The sequence below is a fragment of the Aminobacter sp. P9b genome (genome assembly GCF_045345995.1).
GTDB classification, from domain to species: Bacteria; Pseudomonadota; Alphaproteobacteria; order Rhizobiales; family Rhizobiaceae; genus Aminobacter; species Aminobacter niigataensis.
In genome coordinates this window covers 3,120,597-3,141,230 of record NZ_CP150082.1, presented here as the reverse complement: position 1 = coordinate 3,141,230, position 20,634 = coordinate 3,120,597, and the positions used below count along the sequence as shown (strand labels likewise).

The following is a 20,634-nucleotide window of genomic DNA, read 5'->3' as shown; positions in this document are numbered from 1 at the left end:
GGCGGATCAGGCCGCCGCGATCGCCAATGCGTGGCCGCGGGCGTTCTCGCGCAGGGCCTCGAGATGGATCGACTTGACCAGTCCGGCCAGTTCGCCTTCAGCGCTCTGGCCACCCAGTTCACGAAGCATCAGCCAGCTGACTTCCTGTGCTCCGGCGACGCGGCGCCCATTGGCAACCTCGCGCCAGATCTTCAGCGCCCGCAGGATGATTGCATGCGTCGCATCGGCAAGGCCGGCCGAGCGGAACAAGGCCGTCAACGCCACATCCTGCCCGGTAGACAACAACGCCCTCACCCTCGGCTCGTCTCGGCCGGTCAGCACGACCAGGGCTGCCCCGAAGAAGTCGACCTTGCCGTGGGCGAGGATGCGGATGATGAAGCTTGCAGTGAGATCACCGCGGAGCCGCAGATGTTCGACAAGCGCCGCATGCTCTTGAGCACGCGTGCCTTCGATCAGCGTCATCGAGGCTTTCACGCAGGCGTCGCGCGTCACGCGTTCGGCGCGTGCGGCACCCATCAGGGCCAAGACGAAGGGCGATGTCTTCAGGGCTTCGCCGAGTTTGACAAGAAGCAGGTGCCGGCAATCCGAAGGCAGCCGCTGATCGGCCACCAACGCCTCGCGCACACGCGCATCGCCACCAAAGCGCTCGGCAATGCGACGGAAGCTCAGCGAGGCGATATCGGCGCCATAATTCTGCAGCAGCGTGACGCAAGCCTCAGCCTCGCCCACCTCAGCAATGGCCGCCGAGAGCGACATGGAGACAGCAGGCCGGTCGGCGATGAGTTTCTGGATGGCGCACGAGCCTGAGGCGACCCGGTCGATGAGGTCGGCGTCGGTCAAAAGCGGCGAGCGCGCCAGAACCAGGGCTGCGACGTCAGGCTGATCGGATGCGAGGGCTGCGATGATCTGCAGCGGCGCGTGTGCGCTCATCGACAGCGCCTCTGCCAGCGACTGGCGCACCTTCGACGAGGGATCGTCGAGCAACAGCGTCAGCGCCGCCTCTGCGGCGCATCGGTCCTCGAACGGCAGTTCGCGATTGACGTAGGCATTGGCCAAGGCGGCTGCTGCGGCTGCGCGCTCGGCCACCTTCGCGGTGTCGATCCATCTCAGGAAATGCGAGACCACCATTCGCTTTTCTTCGCCCCCGGCAAGCCATGCCAAACCCCTGAAACCATCCTAGGAACAAATGGTTTACGAACGGTTCACCATATCCGTTAACCCGCTTGCCGCCCGCCGTGGCAGCGCCTATCAAAACGGGGCAACAGGAGAAAATGCGGATGGCCGGTCTTTTTCTTGAGGAGTTCGTAGTCGGCCAGGTGATCCGGCATCAACTCACCAAGACCGTCACCGAGAGCGACAACATGATGTTCTCGACGATGACGCTGAACCCACAGCCGCTTCACATCGACTTCGACTTTGCCGCCAAGAGCGAATGGGGCAAGCCGCTGGTCAATTCGCTCTTCACGCTCGGCCTGATGATCGGCATTTCGGTGCACGACACCACACTGGGCACCACCATCGGCAATCTCGGCATGACCGAAACCACCTTCCCGCACCCTGTCTTCCACGGCGATACCATTCGCGTCGAAACCGAAGTGCTTTCGGTGCGCGAATCGAAGTCGAAAACCGACCGTGGCATCGTCGAATTCCTGCATTGCGCCTATAATCAGCACGGCGCACTGGTCGCCAAATGCCAGCGCCAGGCAATGATGAAAAAGAAGGCCGCTTGATGCGTTCGTTGCTGTTCGTCCCCGGAGATTCGGAAAAGAAGCTCGAACGCGGGTTCTTGTCCGGCGCCGACGTCGTCATCGTCGACCTCGAGGATTCGGTGGCGCCCGACAACAAGGGTCATGCGCGCGGCGTCGCCGCCGATTTAATCGCGAGCAGAAGGCGCACGACGCGGTCCTCGATCTATGTCCGCGTCAACGACCTTTCGACCGGAATGACCGACGACGACCTGCGCGCGATCGTACCCATCGCACCGGATGGCATCATGCTGCCGAAGTCGAATTCCGGGGCTGACGTCCAGCATCTTTCGACCAAGCTCAGGGTGCACGAGGCCGAAAACGGTTTGCCGGACGGCGCGATCCGCATCATCCCGATCATCACGGAAACCGCTGCCGGCACTCTCGCAACGGCCAGCTATGCGGGTGCCAGCGCGCGCGTGGCCGGCCTGACCTGGGGCGCGGAAGACCTCTCGGCAGCGATCGGCGCGCGCGCCACGCGCGACGGACAAGGCCGCTACACCGACGTTTTCAGGCTCGCGCGTGCCTTGACCGTCCTCGCCGCCTCGGCAGCCGAGGTCGCTGCCGTCGACACGGTGTTCGTCAATTTCCGCGACCACGAGGGCCTTCGCACCGAGTGCCTGGAGGCCGAGCGCGACGGTTTCACCGCCAAGATGGCCATCCATCCCGATCAGGTCGCGATCATCAACGAGGCGTTCACACCGGCGAAGGAAGCCGTCGAACATGCGCAAGCGGTGGTCGCTGCGTTCAGGGAGGCCGGGAATCCGGGCGTCGTCGGAATTGGCGGGCAGATGTACGACCGACCGCATCTGCGCCGGGCCGAACGCCTGCTGGCGCGCGCCGAGGCCGCTGCCGGAGCCTAATCTTCTTCCCAGCGCGGGCGGCGCATCGAGAAGACTTCGCTGATGCTGGAATAATCCATGTAGCCGAGGCGCGAGACATTGCCTGCCTTGACGACGTCGAACAGGCCGTCGGTCAGGAATGCCTCGTCGATATGGACACCGACCACCTCGCCGACGACGACAAATACACCGGCGTCGGCACCGTCCAGGCCCTTCGGGCGGAAGATCTCGGTGACCTTGCATTCCAGCGCTGCTGGTGCTTCGGCAACACGCGGCGGGACGACCAGCCGCGATGGCGCTGCCGTCAGCCCGGCATAGCCGAACTCGCTCGTGCCCCTGGGGGCATTGACCGAGGTTCGGTTCATCTTCTCGGCGAGTTCGCGCCCGACGACATTGGCAACGAACTCACGGGTCTCGCCGGCGAAGGTAGAGCTGTCCTTCGGCCCCTCGGAGGAAAACCAGACCAGCGGCGGCTTGCCCGTCAGCGCATTGAAGAACGAATAGGGCGCAAGGTTCAGCGCGCCATCCTTGCCGATGGTCGATATCCAGCCGATCGGCCTGGGCGAGACGATCGCCTTGAACGGATCGTGCGGCAGGCCGTGGCCCTGCGACGGCTCGTAGAACATCGCGCCTAGCCCTCCCAGGGGCCAGTATAGTCGCTGTGGAGCTTCGCCACATCAGGACGCGGCCGCTCGGGTGCGGTGCCTTCGTAGCTGCCGATGTGGATGAAGCCGACGACCCGCTCATGCGGTGCCAGGCCCAGCAGCGCGCGCCCTTCCTCTACATCGGAATACCAGTTGGTGATCATGTTGGTGCCATAGCCGAGCGCGTTGGCGGCGGTCATCAGGTTCATCGCCGCCATGCCACCTGACAGGAACATTTCCCATTGCGGGATCTTCGGGTTCTCCTTGGGGCTCGACACAACGCCGATCACCAGCGGCGCGCGCGAAAAGCGGGCGAGCTCCTGGTTGCGCCGCCCGTCGGGCAACGGCCCTTCGCGGCGCTCGGCCAGTTCAGCCAGCTTCTTGCCGATTTCGATGCGCGCATCGCCGCGATAGAGGATGAAGCGCCAGGGCTCGAGACGGCCGTGGTCGGGCACGCGCGTCGCTGCCCGCAGCATCGTCTCGATCTCGCTATCGGAAGGCGCAGGCGCGCGCAGTTCCGGGATCGGTGCGGAATTGCGGGTCAGCAAAAAGTCGATGATCGGCGATGGCACGGCGCTGGCGCTCCTTGGGTTTTGGGCTGAAGCGCCGACCGGAATGGCAGCTGCTTTGGCGACGGGGCTCATTGGTCGGAATCCATGGCGCCCGAATAGCCTTGAAATTGCCACCGCCTTGCGCTTCAAACAAGGGATGTCGAGGGGATGCTTCCGCTTTTTCGCACCGATTCTGGGTGCCGCACTGTTCGCGATGCCGTCTTCGGTCGCGTTTGCCCAGGATGGCGCCTCGGCAATAGAAGGCCTGAGCCTTCCCGGCATCTCAAGCTTTGCCGCGCCGCGCGGCGACGAATCCCTGGCAATCAGCGCACTCGGCGAGATCACGCTCACCGCCCAGCTCACAGACAAGGGCGGCGACATCGGCCGCGGGCTGGTCTGGCGCGTGTTCCGTCCCGAAGCCGGCCCCGATGGAAAATTGCCGCTGGTGGCATCCGCCCAGGGCGGCACCAGCATGTTCCAGCTGCCGCCCGGCAGCTATCTCGTCCATGCCTCCTACGGTCGCGCCGGCGCCACCAAGCGCATCACCGTCGGCAAGGAAGGCAAGCGCGAAAGCCTGGTGCTCGATGCGGGCGGCCTCAAGCTTGACGCCGTGCTTTCGGGCGGCGTGCGCATTCCGCCGGCCAAGCTCAAATTCTCGATCTATGAGGCGGACGAAGGCAGCGATGGCGAACGCGCCCTGATCATCCCCGATGTCGAACCCAACTCGGTGGTGCGGCTCAATTCAGGCACCTACCATGTCGTCTCGACCTATGGCGCGGTCAATGCAGTGATCCGCTCCGACATCCGCGTCGAGGCCGGCAAGCTGACCGAGGCGACGGTCGAACACCGTGCCGCCGACCTGACCTTCAAGCTGGTGCGCGAAGCCGGCGGTGAAGCCATCGCCGATACATCTTGGTCGGTTCTGACAGAGTCCGGCGACCCGTTGCGCGAAGCGGTCGGCGCCTTTGCCTCGATGGTCCTGTCGGAAGGCGACTACACCATCATCGCCAAGAACCGCGACCGCATCTACCAGCGCGATTTCACCGTCGTTGCCGGCCGCAACCAGGACGTCGAGGTTGTCGCTTCCGAGGCTGCGGCAATCGACCCCAACGAAGGCGCCGACTGACCAGGCGCGGGTTGCTCCGTCCGAGCTTTTTGAATCCAGGCAGATGAAAAAAGGGGCGACATCTCTGCCGCCCCTTTTTCGTGTCTGGTTGGCCGCTCAGCCCTGCGCGGCGCGGCGGCGATCTGGTGTCGTCGCTTCTTCCCGAAGTGAGGCAATGGCCTCGTCAAGGCCCATTGACTGCTGGTCGCGCGAGCCGAGGCGACGGACGTTGACGCTTGCCTCTTCCGCCTCGCGCTTGCCGCAGACGAGGATGACCGGAACCTTGGCCAGCGAGTGCTCGCGGACCTTGTAGTTGATCTTCTCGTTGCGCAGGTCGGCCTCGGCCGAAAGGCCGGCGGCCTTGAGCTTGGCCACCACCGCTCGGGCATAGTCGTCGGCATCCGAGGTGATCGTCGCCACCACCACCTGCTGCGGCGCAAACCACAGCGGGAAATGGCCCGAATAATTCTCGATCAGGATGCCGAGGAAGCGCTCCATCGAGCCGCAGATGGCGCGGTGGATCATGACCGGCTGCTTCTTCTCGGAGTCCGAGCCGATGTAGAAGGCGCCGAAACGCTCAGGCAGGTTGAAGTCGACCTGGGTCGTTCCGCACTGCCATTCGCGGCCGATGGCATCGCGCAACACATATTCGAACTTGGGGCCGTAGAAGGCGCCCTCGCCCGGATTGATCGACGTCTTGATGCGATTGCCCGACTGCGCCTCGATGGTCTTGAGCACGTTGCCCATGATCTCTTCGGCATGATCCCACGCCTCGTCCGAGCCGACGCGCTTGTCCGGCCTGGTCGACAGCTTCACCGAGATCTCGTCGAAGCCGAAGTCGGCATAGGTCGTCAGGATCAGGTCATTGATGCGCAGGCACTCGGCGGCGAGCTGTTCCTCGGTGCAGAAGATGTGCGCGTCGTCCTGGGTGAAGCCGCGCACGCGCATCAGGCCATGCAGCGCGCCCGACGGCTCGTAGCGATGGACATTGCCGAATTCGGCAAGCTTTACCGGGAGATCGCGATACGACTTCAAGCCATGCTTGAAGATCTGCACGTGGCCGGGGCAGTTCATCGGCTTGAGCGCGAAGACGCGGTCGTCGTCGGTGTCGTCGCCGGCAACGGTAACCTTGAACATCGCGTCGCGATACCAGCCCCAGTGGCCCGACGTCTCCCACAGGCTCTTATCGAGCACCTGCGGGGCGTTGACCTCCTGATAGCCCTGCGTATCAAGGCGGCGGCGCATGTAGCTGACGAGGTTCTGAAACATCTTCCAGCCCTTGGCGTGCCAGAACACGACGCCCGGTCCCTCTTCCTGGAAATGGAACAGGTCCATCTCGCGGCCGAGGCGACGGTGGTCGCGCTTCTCGGCCTCTTCCAGCATATGGAGGTACTGGTCGAGTTGCACCTGGTCGGCCCAGGCGGTGCCGTAGATGCGCGTCAGCATCGGGTTGTTGCTGTCGCCGCGCCAATAGGCACCGGCGACCTTCATCAGCTTGAAGGCGCTGCCGATCTGGCCGGTCGAAGCCATATGCGGTCCCCGGCACAGGTCGAACCACTCACCTTGCGCATAGATGTTGAGGTTCTGGTCCTCGGGGATCGCGTCGATCAGCTCGAGCTTGTAGGCCTCGCCCTTGTCGCGGAACACCTGCTTGGCCTTGTCGCGCGACCAGACCTGCTTGGTGAACGGCTTGTTGCGGCCGATGATCTCGCGCATCTTCTTTTCGATCGCCGGAAAATCTTCGGGCGTGAAAGGCTCGTTGCGAGCGAAGTCATAATAGAAGCCGTTGTCGATCACGGGGCCGATGGTCACCTGGGTCCCTGGCCACAATTCCTGCACCGCCTCGGCGAGCACGTGGGCAGCGTCGTGGCGGATCAGTTCCAGCGCACGCGGATCGTCACGGGTAACGATCTCGACCTTGCCGGACTTGCCAAGCGGATCGGACAGATCGCGCACGGTGCCGTCGATGGCATAGGCCACCGCTTTCTTGGCCAGCGACTTCGAGATCGACTCGGCCAGACCAGCACCGGTCAGCGCCGCGTCATATTCGCGGACGGAACCATCGGGAAATGTCAGGGAAACGGAATTCGACAAAGCTCTTCTCCTATCCAGTCCCGCAAACGAGCGCGGGTGGGCAATAAACCGGATGCGTCCGGCAGCGAGCGATCTTTTAGGGGGAGAATGCGCTGCCGTAAAGCCGAGCGACGGCGCCTCTGCCAACGATGACGGAGTGCCCGCTACTTGGCCGACTTCATCAGGTCAGGAAGGCTTGCCAGGAAGATGTCGCGTACCTTGGGGCCGAGAAACACCGGGCTCTTGCCGTCATTGACCAGCAGCCGGGCGAACACGATGCGGCGGTCGCCCTTGTCGGCCCAGCCGACAAACCAGCCGAAGGGCTTGTTGCGGTCGATCTTGCCCGACTTTCCGGTCAGCCAGCCAGTACCCGTCTTGCCCTTGACCTGCCATTCGCCGGCCTGGAATGGCGGCAACACCGCCGCCGTGAGATCGACCGCTCGCGCGGAGACCGGCAGGCTGCGGTCAAGCATGCGACCGATGAAGCCGACCTGCTCGTCCGGCGAGATCTTCAGCGAAGAACTCAGCCAGCTGCGGATAAGCCCGTTCTCCTTGCCGGGATTGCCCGATAGGTCGCCGTTGCCATAGGCAAAGCCACCGACATAGCCGGCAAATCGCTTGCCGCCGAGCTTGCGCGTGATCTCCTGGGAGAACCACAGCACGGAGTCCTTTTCCCAGATCGTCGGGTCGACCGGCTTGTGGTCACGCTTCACCGCGTTGAACTCAGGCTTGTAGTCCCAGCGCGGCGAATGCTCGTCGGCGAGAATGCCCGAATCATAGCCCATCAGGGCCAACGGCACCTTGAAAGTGGATGCCGGGCTCACCCGGCGATCGCAGGCGCCGTCGCGACGCAGCTTCGCGCCGCTGCCGGCATCGACGATGAGCGTGCATTCAAGAAATGGTTTGAGGGCCGTCGTTTCGGCCGCCGAAGACGCCGACACCAGAGACAGCGAGACAAGAAGCGCAGTGCTTGCGCCGATGGCATAGTGACGAATTGAAGCGAACACGTGTGACACCCTCTGTCGTTGGCCGCCGACACCTACGGTGAGCGCTTGGTTCGAATATGACTTAACCTGGATTGTTTCCGATAGGCTGACCAAACGGTAAATCACGCAGCCAACCGATTAACGGTTCCGGCTGCCGACACAATGTCAGGCATCGGTCGCCTTGGTGCCGATTTTCCAGTAGCGCCAGGGCGTGAACCAGCGATAGCGCGGCTCCAGCTGTTCCGGCACGCGGTCGATGCCATGGGTGCCCCACGGCCCGCAGCGCGATACCCTAAAAAGGCCCATCCAGCCGCCGGCCCACAGGCCATGGCGGGCAATCGCCTCATGCGCATATTCCGAGCAGGTCGGCATGTGCCGGCACGCATTGCCGATAAAGCCCGAAAGCGTCAGCTGATAGAGCCGAACGAGCGACGTGCCGAGCACACGACCCGGCGTCTTGCGCCAGGGGCCGGGCCAATTGCGGCCCCGCGCCACCGGTTTGCCATGGCTATGGTCGTGGCCGCGGCTCATCGCCAGCATCGCTCGGAACTGTTCATCCGCCATAGATGTCAATTCCGACATGCAGACGCAATGTCCGGCGCATAGGACCGCGCAGTTGCGGCGCCGTGTCACGCAAGCCAGCTGAGTTTCGCCGGTCGGTGGGGGCACCGATGCTGCGGGGCCTCAAGCTGTTGCCGCCCGGCGCCGTAGCGTCCTGCGAAGCGAGGCGAATGGTCGGCCTGGAAAGTCGCGATGCGGAACATCTCCGCATAGGCGTTGAAGAGCATCGGCATGGTCTTGCCTCCTTGATGGGGAGGATTTGACCGCCTCTGGTCGTTTCCTTCAAACGAGTATAACGTCCACCATGGATAACTTGAGATTATGCGAATGAAGCGCGGGCGGCTGCCGCTGACAGCACTGAGGAGCTTCGAGGCAGCCGGGCGGCACCTGAGTTTCAGCCGCGCGGCGGAAGAGCTTTTTGTCACCCAGGCCGCCATCAGCCGCCAGATACGCGAACTCGAAACCTTCCTGCAGCAGCCGCTGTTCGTGCGCTACCACCGCCGCGTCGAGCTCACGGACGCCGGACAGAAGCTGCTTGGGCAATTGATCAAGAGCTTCGACGACATCGACAAGCGACTGTCGGAGCTGGCTTCAAAGCCCGCGCAGTCCGTGGTCAGCGTCAGTGTCGAGCCGTCGCTCGCCGCCTCCTGGCTGGTGCCTCGGCTCAACCGGTTTCGCCTGTTGCGTCCGGACATCGACGTTTCGCTCGACGTGGACCCGCGCCTGATCGATTTCCGCAGCGACCAGGCAGAACTTGCGTTGCGCTTCAGCGCGCACAGCACGTCGTGGCCGCGCAGCGAGGCCGAACGCCTGGCACCGGTCATCGATTCGCCCGTGGTGTCACCTGCCCTGCTTGCCTCGGGCCCTGCCCTGGCGTGCCCGGCAGATCTCCGGCGCTATACGCTGCTGCATGAGGAAAACCGCCAGGGCTGGGCACGCTGGTTCGAAGCCGCCGGCGCTGTAGAAGATGCGGCTGCCGCGCGTGGCCCGTTGTTGGCTGACGCCGCACTGTCGAAACAGGCGGCGATGCTCGGTCACGGGGTTGCGCTTGGCGATCTCTTGCTGGTGCGCGAGGAACTGGCGACGGGAGCGCTGATCAAGCCGTTCGAAACCAACGTGGTCTGCGGCGCCTACTGGCTGGTTGCCAAAAGCCTGCGCAAGCTGTCGGAGCCTGCGGAAGCCTTTGCCGACTGGATCAGGGCAGAGTTCGAAGAATGCCGGCGCTATCTGGAGAAATGCTAGGCCGCGGCCTGCTTGCGCTCGATCTGGCCGATGGCATCTACCACGGCGTCGAAGGTCAGCATGGTCGAGGCATGGCGCGCCTTGTAGTCGCGCACCGGCTCCAGGTATTTGAGGTCGTCGAAGCGGCCCTCGGGCGGCGTGCCGCCCTCCTTGAGCATGCGCAGCATAGCCTCGCGCACGGCTCGAAGCTCGACGGCGCTGGCGCCAACGACGTGCTCGGCCATGATCGACGACGACGCCTGGCCCAGCGCACAGGCCTTCACTTCATGGGCGAAGTCGGTGACGACGCCGTTTTCCATCTTGAGATCAATGGTGACGGTCGAGCCACACAGCTTGGAATGCGCGGTGGCCGACGCATCAGGATGATCGAGGCGTCCAAGCCGGCCGATATTTCCGGCAAAGCCAAGAATTTTCGTGTTGTAGATGTCGTCAATCAACTTTTTCACTCTGAGTGCGTGCTATGAGCAACTCTTGTCGCTGTCGCATCTTTCAATCGTCGTCTCCACCTATATATAATGGTGGCGCTCGCTTCCCGGCAAGGCAACAGGACTGACATCGGGAGGAGGGGCGAAAATGAGCAGCTTTAGGTACGGCACTCAATCGGTGGTCCCTGAAGTGGCTGTGTCCGTTCAACTCGTCCCTGCTCAGACAGGGACTACTGGAGACGCCTGATATGGATGCCGTTGCCAAGAAGCTGATGCCGCAATCAGCCTATATGGAGAAGCCTGCAACCGACCGGCCCACCGAGGCCGAGGTCGAAGCTGCAGTGAGTGTTCTTTTGCGCTGGACTGGCGACAATCCGGCGCGCGAAGGCCTTATCGACACGCCGAAGCGCGTGACCAAGGCTTTCCGCGAGATGTTCAACGGCTACGACATGTGCCCGGCCGAAGAACTCGGCCGCACCTTCGAGGAAGTGGCCGGGTATGACGACCTCGTCATCGTCCGCGATATTAAATTCCATTCGCATTGCGAGCACCACATGGTGCCGATCATCGGCAAGGCCCATGTCGGCTATTTGCCGGACGGCAAGGTCGTCGGCCTGTCCAAGATCGCCCGCGTGGTCGACATCTTCGCCCACCGGCTGCAGACCCAGGAAGCGATGACGGCGCAGATTGCCGGTGTCATCCAGGACGTGCTAAATCCGCGCGGCGTCGCCGTGATGATCGAGGCCGAGCACATGTGCATGGCCATGCGCGGCATCCGCAAGCAAGGGTCGTCGACCCTGACTTCGACCTTCACCGGCGTTTTCCGGGATACCCCCGAAGAACAGGTCCGGTTTGTCACCATGATACGAGCCGGCGGGCTCTAATCCCCCCTCGCCGGTTCCCGAAACCCAGGATCCGGCGATGTCTGCTCTGAAATTCTCCGAAGCTACCAGCGACAAGCGCGCGCTCGAAGAAGGCGAGGTGTTCACGCCGCGTTTCGACGCGAACGGCTTGGTCACCGCCGTTGTGACCGATGCCACCGACGGCATGCTGCTGATGGTCGCGCATATGAATGCCGAGGCGTTGGCGCTTTCGATCGAGACCGGCATCGCGCACTACTGGTCGCGGTCCCGCGGCTCGCTCTGGAAGAAGGGCGAGACCTCGGGCAATTTCCAGCACATCGAGGAGATGCGGACCGACTGCGATCAGGACGCGGTCTGGCTGCGCGTAAAAGTTTCCGGCCACGACGCAACCTGTCACACCGGCAGGCGTTCCTGTTTCTATCGGACGGTGGGGCAAAAAGACGGCTTCGCGACGCTTAGCGCAGACGGCAGCGCCCCGCTGTTCGATGCAGACGAGACCTACCACAAGAAATCGTGAACCGGCTTCCCGTCCTGCAACACAAAGATTCACGATTTTAATACGTGTCCAGTGTACTCTGTACGCGGGACAAGGGAGATCGTGATGCTCGAATGGGCGTCGTTCCATGCGCGTCAGAACGTCCGGGAAGCAAACGGCTTTTCCTCGGGCACGGGCGCCGACGATCCGAAGCTAGCCAAAGAAACCGGAATCTCCCTCGCGCTCGGCGGCGGTGCCGCACGTGGCTGGGCACATATCGGCGTCCTGCGTGCACTTGACGAGGCAGGCATCCGCATCAACATGATCGCCGGCACCTCGATCGGCGCACTGGTCGGCGGCTGCTATCTCGCCGGCAAACTCGACCAGCTCGAGGAGTTCGCCCGAAGCCTGACCAAGCGCCGCATCTTCGGCCTGTTCGACCTGCAGATCGTCGGCAATGGCCTGTTCGGCGGCATGAAGCTCGACTCGCGCATGCAGCAGCACATGGCGGGCGTCACCTTCGAGGACCTGCCAAAGCCGTTCGTCTGCGTTGCCGCCGAAATCCGCACCGGCCACGAAATCTGGCTGTCGAGCGGTTCGCTGATCAAGGCGATGCGCGCGTCCTATGCCCTGCCCGGCGTTTTCGAGCCGGTGACCTGCAATGGCCGCGTCCTGGTAGACGGAGCGCTGGTCAATCCGGTGCCGGTCTCGGTCTGCCGTGCCAACGAGCAGCCGCTCGTGGTTGCCGTCAATCTGCACTATGATCTGTTCGGCCGCGCGGCCGTCATCAAGCACAGCGCCGGCGAACTTATGGTCGAGCGCGACGCCAAGCCTGCCGACCAGTACGACGCCAATCGCAGCGCGCGTGAATCGCGGCTGGGCATCAGCGGAGTGATGGTCGAGGCCTTCAACATCATCCAGGACCGCATCTCGCGGGCACGCCTCGCCGGCGACCCGCCCGACCTGTCGCTGCAGCCCAAGCTCGGCCACATCGGCCTGTCGGAGTTCCATCGCGCCGACGAAGCGATCCGGCTCGGCTACGAGGCCACCAAGGCACAGATGGACGAGATCGTCAGGCTGCAGGCGGTCCTGGGCTAAGGCCCGGCAAGCGACGCGTCGATGACGCGCAGTTGCACCGTGCGGTTGCCATTCCAGTGATTGACCGACAGCGACCCGGCGACATGGACCGTGCGCCCGCTGTTCCTGAGCAGGAACTCGCCAAGCGGCGCTTCGGCGGACCGGAACGAGATGCCCTGGATGCGGCCGCCACTTTCAGACCTGAGGTCGATGCGCACGTGGCCTGTGCCAATCACCCTGACATCGGCCAGCTTGTGCCGCGGCAGGACGAAGGTTGGGGCTACGTGGCCCTGTCCGAACGGACCCGCCTTCTCCAATGACTCGACGAGTGCCAGCGTCGCACCTTCGGCGACGAGCGCGCCGTCGACAAGCAGGCTTTCCTCATCCTGCAGGCGGAACACGTCTGCGGCCGCGCGTGCCTCGAAGAAGGCGCGCACCTCACCGAGCTTCGCGCGCTCGACGGTGATGCCGGCCGCCATGGCATGACCGCCACCCTTGACCAGCAGCCCGGCCTCGACGGCCTCCCGAACCAGACGACCGAGATCGAACCCCGAGACGGACCGCCCTGAGCCGGTGCCGACACCATTGCCGTTGAAGGCAATGGCGAAAGCCGGACGACGGGCATGGTCCTTGAGCCGCGACGCCAGCAACCCGACGATGCCGGGATGCCACGTGGTGTTGGCCGTCACCAGCACCGCCGGTCCCGGTCCGGCACCGATCTCCGCATCGGCCTCGGCGCGCGCCTCGGCCAGCATTACCGTCTCCATCGCCTGCCGCTCCTGGTTCAGGCGATCGAGCGTTTCGGCGATCGTGCCTGCCTCGACCGGATCGTCGGTCGCCAGCAGCTTGCTGCCGAGCGCCGCGTCGCCGATGCGCCCGCCGGCATTGATGCGCGGCCCGAGCAGGAACGACAGATGGAACGTATTCAGCGGCTCGCCGATGCGGGCGACGCGGGCGAGCGCGGTGAGACCGGGATTGTTCTGCTGGCGCATCGCCTGCAGGCCCTTGACGACGAACGCCCTGTTGACGCCGGTCAGCGGCACCACGTCGGCCACGGTCGCGAGAGCCACGAGGTCGAGCAGCTTGAGAAGATCGGGCCGCGGCGCGTCCGGCAGCCGTTCGCGCAGCACCTTGGCGGTCTGCACCAGCGTCAGGAAGGTCACGCCGGCGGCGCAGAGATGGCCCTGGCCCGAAAGATCGTCGTCGCGGTTCGGATTGACCACGGCAACCGCGTTCGGCAACGCACCGCCGACCTGATGGTGGTCGAGCACGACGACATCGGCACCGGCCTCGTTGGCCGCGTCGATCGATGCCGCGCTGTTGGTGCCGCAGTCCACGGTGACGATCAGGCGGGCGCCCCGGCCGATCAACTCGCGCATCGCATCGGGATTGGGGCCGTAGCCTTCAAAGATCCGGTCGGGGATGTAGATTTCGGCCTCGACGCCGAAGCGGCCGAGAAAACGTTTCATCAGCGCCGACGAGCAGGCGCCATCGACATCATAGTCGCCGAAGATGGCGACGCGCTCGCCGCGCAGCACCGCATCGGCGATGCGGCCGGCAGCCTTGTGCATGTCCGTCAACGTCGCCGGATCCGGCAACAGGTCGCGGATGGAGGGATCGAGGAAGCGCTCCGCATCCTCCGGCAGCACACCGCGCCCGGCAAGCACGCGAGCAACGATGTCGGGCACGCCATGGCCCTGTGCGATGGCGAGCGCCAGCATATCCTGGCGCTCGGTCAGCCGGTGCTCCCATGAAACACCGGTGGCCGAACGCCGTACGCCGAGGAAATTGCGCTTTTCAATCGCCATTCAGAGGAGGTCCACCCGCTTCGGATCGACCATAGGCGACCGCGACAAGCGCGTAATCAGAATTTTTCCAGATCCTGATGGCGCGCCTTGATTTCACGAACAGTCTTGGACGAGGAGCGCAGCACGATGGTGTGCGTGGTGATCGAGTCGCGTCCGAACTTCACGCCGGCAAGCAGGTTGCCGTCGGTGACGCCGGTTGCCGCAAACAGCACGTCGCCACGCGCCATTTCCTCGATCCGGTAGACCTTTTTAGGGTCTTCAATGCCCATGGTGGCGGCACGGGCGATCTTCTCCGGGCTGTCGAGCAGCAGCCTGCCTTGCATCTGGCCGCCAGTGCAACGCAATGCTGCGGCTGCCAGCACGCCCTCGGGCGCGCCGCCTGTGCCGAGATAGATGTCGATGCCGGTTTCTTCCGGGTCGGTGGTGTGAATCACGCCGGCAACATCGCCGTCGCCGATCAGGCGGATGGCGGCACCGGTGGCACGCACGGCATCGATCAGCTTGGCATGGCGCGGGCGGTCGAGGATGCAAGCGGTGATCTCTCCGACCGGCACGCCCTTGGCCTTGGCGACGCTGGCAATGTTTTCTGCCGGCGACGCATCGATGTCGATGACGCCATCGGGGTAGCCCGGGCCGACCGCGATCTTGTCCATATAGACGTCGGGCGCAAACAGCAGGCTGCCCTTTTCAGCAATGGCGATGACCGCCAGCGCGTTGGGCAGGTTCTTGGCGCAGATGGTGGTGCCTTCGAGCGGGTCGAGCGCGATGTCGACCTCGGGGCCACCAGCGCCGACTTCCTCGCCGATATAGAGCATCGGCGCTTCGTCGCGCTCGCCCTCGCCGATGACGACGGTGCCATCGATGGCGAGGCGGTTCAATTCCTGGCGCATGGCGTCGACGGCCACCTGGTCGGCAGCCTTCTCGTCGCCGCGTCCGCGCAGCCGGGCGGCAGCGACAGCCGCGCGTTCGGTGACGCGCACGAGTTCCATGGTGAGTATCCGGTCGAGGCCGGCAACAACGCTTTTCGCCATATCAGGGTCCTGGAGTCGATGAATTCGGAGCGCCCGAACCGGGCCGGCTCTTATTGTCAAACCCTTGTGACAACGGCAAGACCTGTAGCCCGCTTTATCGAAAGCGAAACAATATCAATCGATTGAAAGGGAGTTGAGGCTTGACTGCCCCGGCGAAGGCGCATTTCCGCCCTCGCCTGCGTCGCCAGCCTCAGCCGGCGCGCTCGATGCGGATGACCTGTGGCTTGTCGGTCAGGTGGCCGTCCTTGGTCACGCCGTCGACGGCCTTGCGCACGGCAGCTTCGGTGGTCTCGTGGGTCACCAGGATGACGGTCTTCTCCGATACGCCATCGGAACCGTTGGCGTGCTGGACGATCGATTCCAGCGAGATGTCGTTGTCGGCCATGCGCTTGGCGATCGCCGCGAACACGCCGGTGCGGTCGTGCACGGTCAGGCGGATGAAATAACCGCCGGCGTGGCTGCGCATCTGCGCCTTCTTGTAGGGGCGCAGTTCCTTGGCCGGACGCCCGAACACAGGGCCGTGCTGGAAGCCGGGGCGGCTCTTGGCGATGTCGGCGATGTCGCCAACGACCGCCGAAGCCGTGGCATTGCCGCCGGCGCCAGGGCCGGAAAGCAGCAGTTCACCAAGAATGTCGGTCTCGATGGCAACGGCGTTGGTTACGCCGTGGACCTGGGCGATGACCGAAGCCGTCGGCACCATGGTCGGGTGCACGCGCTGCTCGATGCCGCTTTCGGTGCGCTGGGCAACGCCAAGCAGCTTGATGCGGTAGCCGAGTTCGCCGGCGGCGCGAATGTCCGCCTGGGTGATGTTGGAAATGCCCTCGAGATAGATGTCATCGGAGGCGATCCGGGTTCCGAAGGCCAGGCTGGTGAGGATCGCCAGCTTATGCGCCGTGTCGTTGCCCTCGATGTCGAAGGTCGGGTCGGCTTCGGCATAGCCCAGACGCTGCGCGTCCTTGAGGCACGCCTCGAAGGTCAGCCCTTCCGCTTCCATGCGGGTCAGGATGTAGTTGCAGGTGCCGTTCAGGATACCGAACACGCGGTTGACGCTGTTGCCGGCCATCGCCTCGCGCATCGTCTTGATGACCGGGATACCGCCGGCCACCGCCGCCTCGTAGTTGAGCAGAACGCCCTTCTTTTCGGCGACCTCGGCGAGCGCCACGCCATGCTTGGCGAGCAGCGCCTTGTTGGCGGTCACGACGTGCCGGCCAGCGGCGAGCGCGGCAGACACGCAGGAACGCGCCGCACCTTCGTCGCCACCGATCAGTTCGACAAAGACATCGATGTCGGCCTTCTCGGCCAGCTCGATCGGATCGTCGAACCACTTGGCGCCACTCAGGTCGACGCCACGATCGCGCGAACGGTCACGCGCGGAGACAGCGGTGACCACGATTTCGCGGCCGCACTGGCGGGTGAGTTCGGCCGCCTTGTCGCGCAGCACGCGCGCCACCGAAGCACCGACCGTGCCGAGACCGGCAATTCCAACACGCAATGCTTCAGCCATGGTCGACGGCGCCTCTTACTTCAGTCGTTCTGGGAATGTTGTTCGTGGCGCCGCTCAGCGATGGGCTGCGAGCGGAACCACGTTGTTTGGATGCTTGGCGGTGGTTTGCAGGAAGCGCTTGATGCTTCGTGCCGCCTGGCGGATGCGGTGTTCGTTTTCGACCAGCGCAAGACGGACATAATCGTCGCCGTGCTCGCCGAAACCGACGCCCGGAGCCACGGCCACGTCGGCGTGCTCGATGAGCAGCTTGGAGAACTCTAGCGAACCGAGATGCTTGAACGGCTCGGGGATCGGCGCCCAGGCAAACATCGTCGCTGCCGGCGCCGGGATTTCCCAGCCGGCGCGGGCGAAGGAATCAACCATGACGTCGCGGCGCTTGTGATAGACCTCGCGCACCTCTGCAATGTCGGTGCCGTCGCCGTTGAGGGCCGCGGTCGCCGCCACCTGGATGGGCGTGAACGCACCATAATCGAGATAGGACTTCACGCGCGTCAGCGCCGCGATCAAGCGCTCGTTGCCGACAGCGAAGCCCATGCGCCAGCCCGGCATCGAGAAGGTCTTCGACATCGAGGTGAATTCGACCGTGACGTCGATCGCGCCCGGCACCTCAAGCACTGAAGGCGGGGGATTGCCGTCGAAATAGATCTCGGAATAAGCGAGGTCCGACAGGATGATGATATCGTTCTTCTTGGCGAACGCGACCACGTCCTTATAGAAATCGAGCGTCGCGACCTGTGCCGTCGGGTTCGAAGGATAATTGAGGATCAGCGCCAGCGGCTTGGGGATCGAGTGACGCACGCCGCGCTCGAGCGCCGGGATAAAGCCGTCATCGGGCTTCGCCTGCAGTGAACGGATGACGCCGCCCGACATGATGAAGCCGAAGGCATGGATCGGATAGGTCGGATCCGGGCAAAGGACCACGTCGCCGGGGGCGGTGATCGCCTGCGCCATGTTGGCGAAGCCTTCCTTCGACCCCAGAGTCGCCACGACCTGGGTGTCGGGGTTGAGCTTCACGCCGAAACGGCGGGCGTAATAATTGGCCTGGGCACGGCGCAGGCCGGGAATCCCGCGCGACGACGAGTAGCGATGGGTGCGCGGGTCGCGGACCACTTCGCACAGCTTGTCGACGATCGCGGTCGGCGTCGGCAGGTCGGGATTGCCCATGCCAAGGTCGATGATGTCGGCGCCGCGCGATCGGGCGCTGGCCTTCAGCCGGTTGACCTGCTCGAAGACATAAGGCGGAAGGCGGCGGACCTTGTGAAATTCTTCCATGTCAGTTCCAGGTAAACGGGGGCTCGGCGATGCGTGCGCGATATACACTCAATTGCAGGCGGGGTCGATAGTCTCGCACTTGCCTTCGATGGCCTTCAGCGTGTCGTCGCCGTGCTTTCGGGCAAGCGTGGTCATCGCCGCCGAATTGCCGCTGCCGGCACCGGCCTTGGCACCTTGCCGCCGCTGCGCGGCGTGAAGTTGGGCGAGTTTTGCCGCCTTCTGCTCCTCGGTGAACTGAGGTGCCGCGGCCGTCGGCCGGATGTTGAGATTAGGATAAGTGCCGGTGTCCTGCGCACCGCGACCACCTGCAAGGGCGGGACCAGTGTCGGCGCTCGTCGTGCTGGTGCAGCCGCTGGCGACCACGGGCAAGGCCAGCAATCCCGCCGATACGACCAGGCGGGCGCAGAAAAAAATATGCCGACCAACACGATGTGTCATAAAGTTTCCCCGACAGGCGCGGTAGAGCGCGTTGGACCCGGTAAGACGTCGCATGATAGTATGTCAATAAAAGGCCCTTTGGGAGGACCTCGAAAGACCATGGCGAAGGTAGACGATTCGGACAAGCCGAGTGGCGATTCCCCCTCCTCCGTCGAGCAATACCTCGTCAAAGATCCCGAGCGCTTCGCGCTCAACATGGCCCGCATGATCGAACAGGCCGGCAAGGCCGCGTCCGCATGGGCCGAGCCGCGCGAGAAGGGCGAACTGCGCGACACCGTCGCCGAACCCATGACCGACATGGTCAAGACCTTCTCCAAGCTCACCGAATACTGGCTGTCGGACCCGCAACGCGCGCTCGAAGCACAGACCAGGCTGTTCTCCGGCTATCTCGATGTCTGGAGCAAGTCGGTCCAGCGCATGGGCGGCGACGAGGTCGAGGACGCGGTCAAGCCGGAGCGCACCGACAAGCGCTTCCTCGACCCCGAATGGGGCCGCAATGCCTTCTTCGACTTCCTCAAGCAGGCCTATCTGGTCACCGCCCGCTGGGCCGGCGACCTAGTCGACCATGCCGACGGCCTCGACGAGCACACCCGCCACAAGGCCGGCTTCTATGTTAAGCAGGTCGCCAATGCGATCTCGCCGTCCAATTTCATCCTGACCAATCCGGAACTGTTCCGCGAGACGGTTGCCAGCAACGGCGAAAACCTGGTGCGCGGCATGAAGATGTTCGCCGAGGACATCGTGGCCGGCAAGGGCGACCTCAAGCTCAGGCAGGCCGACTATTCCGGCTTCGAGATCGGCAAGAACATTGCCACCACGCCGGGCAAGGTGGTCGGCCGCAGCGACGTCGCCGAAATCATCCAGTATGCGCCGACAACCGACAAGGTGCTGAAGCGTCCGCTGCTGATCTGCCCGCCCTGGATCAACAAATTCTACATCCTCGATCTCAACCCGCAGAAATCCTTCATCCGCTGGGCCGTCGAGCAGGGCCACACCGTCTTCGTCATCTCCTGGATCAATCCCGACCAGCGCCACGGCCTGAAGGACTGGGAGGCCTATATCCGCGAGGGGCTGCAATACGGCCTCGACACGGTCGAGCAGGCGACCGGCGAGCGCGAGGTCAACGCCATCGGCTATTGCGTCGGCGGCACGCTGCTGGCCGCGGCCCTGGCGCTTCTGGCGCAGGAGGGCGACCACCGCATCCGCTCGGTCACCTTCTTCACGACGCAGGTCGATTTCACCTACGCCGGCGACCTCAAGGTCTTCGTCGACGAAGACCAGATCGTCGCCCTCGAACGCGCGATGAAGGACAAGGGTTTTCTCGACGGCACCAAGATGGCGACCGCCTTCAACATGCTGCGTTCCGGCGACCTTATCTGGCCCTACGTCGTCAACAACTACATGCGCGGCAAGGACCCGCTGCCGTTCGACCTGCTCTACTGGAACGCGGATTCGACGCGCATGGCGGCAGCCAACCACTCCTTCTACCTGCGCAACTGCTATCTCGAGAACAACCTGTCGCAGGGCCGGATGGAGCTTGCCGGCCGAATCATCTCGCTCGCCGACATCACCATTCCCGTCTACAATCTGGCGGCCCGCGAGGATCACATCGCCCCTGCCCGCTCGGTCTTCCTCGGTTGCCAGTATTTCGGCGGCGATGTCGACTATGTCGTCGGCGGCTCGGGTCACATCGCCGGCGTGGTCAATCCCCCGGCCGCCGGCAAGTATCAATTCTGGTCGAGCGGCAAGCCAACGGGCGACTTCGACACATGGCTCAAGGGCGCCACCGAGACGCCCGGCTCGTGGTGGCCGCACTGGCACCGCTGGATCGAGGCCAAGGACGACAGGCGCGTCGACCCCCGCAAGCCCGGGATAAGCGGCCCGGTGCTGGAAGACGCGCCCGGCAGCTATGTGAAGGTCCGCGTGTAACCTGCTGTAATGCGTGGTGAGTTGACGCCCTTAGCAAAGGGGGCGAGAACATGGCGCCTATCA

At 64.0% G+C, this 20,634-nt stretch carries 21 protein-coding genes; 8 read left to right on the top strand and 13 right to left on the bottom strand.

Going from position 1 to position 20,634, the window contains the following annotated elements; genetic code table 11:
* Positions 1 to 6: 6 nt before the first annotated feature.
* Entirely contained in the window at positions 7 to 1,128 is a 1,122-nt protein-coding gene (locus tag WHT83_RS15525) for a DUF2336 domain-containing protein (RefSeq protein WP_406871684.1), read from the bottom strand.
* Between the two features lie 149 nt (positions 1,129 to 1,277).
* Between WHT83_RS15525 and WHT83_RS15520 the strand changes: the two genes are divergently transcribed.
* Together WHT83_RS15520 and WHT83_RS15515 are read left to right on the top strand one after the other, a co-directional pair.
* On the top strand, positions 1,278 to 1,730 hold the full coding sequence (locus WHT83_RS15520) for a MaoC family dehydratase (protein ID WP_108608256.1): 453 nt from the start codon (positions 1,278 to 1,280) through the stop codon (positions 1,728 to 1,730).
* Positions 1,730 to 2,608: an HpcH/HpaI aldolase/citrate lyase family protein gene (locus WHT83_RS15515; RefSeq protein WP_406871683.1), complete on the top strand. Its 879-nt coding sequence runs from the start codon at positions 1,730 to 1,732 to the stop codon at positions 2,606 to 2,608. Before WHT83_RS15520 ends, WHT83_RS15515 begins: the two co-directional genes overlap by 1 nt.
* On the opposite strand, the gene WHT83_RS15510 is transcribed toward WHT83_RS15515, so the two are convergent.
* A complete protein-coding gene (locus WHT83_RS15510) occupies positions 2,605 to 3,213 on the bottom strand; it encodes a flavin reductase family protein (RefSeq protein WP_108608258.1) in 609 nt (202 codons plus the stop codon). The two genes, WHT83_RS15515 and WHT83_RS15510, sit on opposite strands and share 4 nt — an antisense overlap.
* Positions 3,214 to 3,218: 5 nt before the next feature.
* Positions 3,219 to 3,803 carry a nitroreductase gene (locus WHT83_RS15505; protein ID WP_406873991.1) on the bottom strand — a complete coding sequence of 195 codons (585 nt, stop codon included), beginning with the start codon at positions 3,801 to 3,803 and terminating at the stop codon, positions 3,219 to 3,221.
* Positions 3,804 to 3,939: 136 nt separating this feature from the next.
* Between WHT83_RS15505 and WHT83_RS15500 the strand changes: the two genes are divergently transcribed.
* Positions 3,940 to 4,908, top strand: coding sequence for a hypothetical protein (locus WHT83_RS15500; RefSeq protein ID WP_108608260.1), 969 nt, complete (start codon positions 3,940 to 3,942; stop codon positions 4,906 to 4,908).
* Positions 4,909 to 5,004: 96 nt separating this feature from the next.
* On the opposite strand, the gene thrS is transcribed toward WHT83_RS15500, so the two are convergent.
* From thrS to WHT83_RS15480, 4 genes are all read right to left on the bottom strand, one after another.
* On the bottom strand, positions 5,005 to 6,981 hold the full coding sequence (gene thrS, locus WHT83_RS15495) for a threonine--tRNA ligase (RefSeq protein ID WP_406871682.1): 1,977 nt from the start codon (positions 6,979 to 6,981) through the stop codon (positions 5,005 to 5,007).
* 143 nt (positions 6,982 to 7,124) lie between these two features.
* Positions 7,125 to 7,910, bottom strand: a complete 786-nt coding sequence (gene blaOXA / locus WHT83_RS15490) for a class D beta-lactamase (RefSeq protein WP_406873990.1) — start codon at positions 7,908 to 7,910, stop codon at positions 7,125 to 7,127.
* A gap of 201 nt (positions 7,911 to 8,111) precedes the next feature.
* Positions 8,112 to 8,477 (bottom strand): membrane protein insertion efficiency factor YidD, encoded by a 366-nt coding sequence (gene yidD / locus WHT83_RS15485; RefSeq protein ID WP_406873989.1) that lies wholly within the window; start codon positions 8,475 to 8,477, stop codon positions 8,112 to 8,114.
* Between the two features lie 98 nt (positions 8,478 to 8,575).
* A complete protein-coding gene (locus WHT83_RS15480; protein ID WP_406871681.1) occupies positions 8,576 to 8,740 on the bottom strand; it encodes a hypothetical protein in 165 nt (54 codons plus the stop codon).
* 94 nt (positions 8,741 to 8,834) lie between these two features.
* On the opposite strand from WHT83_RS15480, the gene WHT83_RS15475 reads away from it, so the two are divergent.
* Positions 8,835 to 9,749: a LysR substrate-binding domain-containing protein gene (locus WHT83_RS15475; protein ID WP_406871680.1), complete on the top strand. Its 915-nt coding sequence runs from the start codon at positions 8,835 to 8,837 to the stop codon at positions 9,747 to 9,749.
* Here the strand turns inward: WHT83_RS15475 and WHT83_RS15470 are convergent.
* Positions 9,746 to 10,186: an iron-sulfur cluster assembly scaffold protein gene (locus WHT83_RS15470; RefSeq protein WP_108608263.1), complete on the bottom strand. Its 441-nt coding sequence runs from the start codon at positions 10,184 to 10,186 to the stop codon at positions 9,746 to 9,748. The genes WHT83_RS15475 and WHT83_RS15470 overlap by 4 nt on opposite strands.
* A 236-nt stretch (positions 10,187 to 10,422) precedes the next feature.
* On the opposite strand from WHT83_RS15470, the gene folE reads away from it, so the two are divergent.
* From folE to WHT83_RS15455, 3 genes are all read left to right on the top strand, one after another.
* Positions 10,423 to 11,058, top strand: coding sequence for a GTP cyclohydrolase I FolE (folE, locus tag WHT83_RS15465; protein WP_055970896.1), 636 nt, complete (start codon positions 10,423 to 10,425; stop codon positions 11,056 to 11,058).
* Between the two features lie 37 nt (positions 11,059 to 11,095).
* Positions 11,096 to 11,554, top strand: coding sequence for a phosphoribosyl-AMP cyclohydrolase (hisI, locus tag WHT83_RS15460; protein ID WP_406871679.1), 459 nt, complete (start codon positions 11,096 to 11,098; stop codon positions 11,552 to 11,554).
* Between the two features lie 84 nt (positions 11,555 to 11,638).
* Positions 11,639 to 12,610: a patatin family protein gene (locus WHT83_RS15455; RefSeq protein ID WP_108608265.1), complete on the top strand. Its 972-nt coding sequence runs from the start codon at positions 11,639 to 11,641 to the stop codon at positions 12,608 to 12,610.
* Here the strand turns inward: WHT83_RS15455 and recJ are convergent.
* The 5 genes from recJ to WHT83_RS15430 form a co-directional block, all read right to left on the bottom strand.
* Positions 12,607 to 14,397 carry a single-stranded-DNA-specific exonuclease RecJ gene (gene recJ / locus WHT83_RS15450; protein WP_406871678.1) on the bottom strand — a complete coding sequence of 597 codons (1,791 nt, stop codon included), beginning with the start codon at positions 14,395 to 14,397 and terminating at the stop codon, positions 12,607 to 12,609. The genes WHT83_RS15455 and recJ overlap by 4 nt on opposite strands.
* Before the next feature lie 56 nt (positions 14,398 to 14,453).
* Entirely contained in the window at positions 14,454 to 15,428 is a 975-nt protein-coding gene (gene glpX, locus WHT83_RS15445) for a class II fructose-bisphosphatase (protein ID WP_108608267.1), read from the bottom strand.
* Positions 15,429 to 15,618: 190 nt separating this feature from the next.
* Positions 15,619 to 16,932, bottom strand: coding sequence for a homoserine dehydrogenase (locus WHT83_RS15440; protein ID WP_108608268.1), 1,314 nt, complete (start codon positions 16,930 to 16,932; stop codon positions 15,619 to 15,621).
* Between the two features lie 54 nt (positions 16,933 to 16,986).
* Positions 16,987 to 18,204, bottom strand: coding sequence for an LL-diaminopimelate aminotransferase (locus WHT83_RS15435; protein WP_108608269.1), 1,218 nt, complete (start codon positions 18,202 to 18,204; stop codon positions 16,987 to 16,989).
* 48 nt (positions 18,205 to 18,252) lie between these two features.
* Positions 18,253 to 18,642: a hypothetical protein gene (locus WHT83_RS15430; protein WP_108608270.1), complete on the bottom strand. Its 390-nt coding sequence runs from the start codon at positions 18,640 to 18,642 to the stop codon at positions 18,253 to 18,255.
* 99 nt (positions 18,643 to 18,741) lie between these two features.
* Between WHT83_RS15430 and WHT83_RS15425 the strand changes: the two genes are divergently transcribed.
* Positions 18,742 to 20,571 carry a PHA/PHB synthase family protein gene (locus tag WHT83_RS15425; protein ID WP_406871677.1) on the top strand — a complete coding sequence of 610 codons (1,830 nt, stop codon included), beginning with the start codon at positions 18,742 to 18,744 and terminating at the stop codon, positions 20,569 to 20,571.
* Positions 20,572 to 20,634 lie beyond the last annotated feature (63 nt).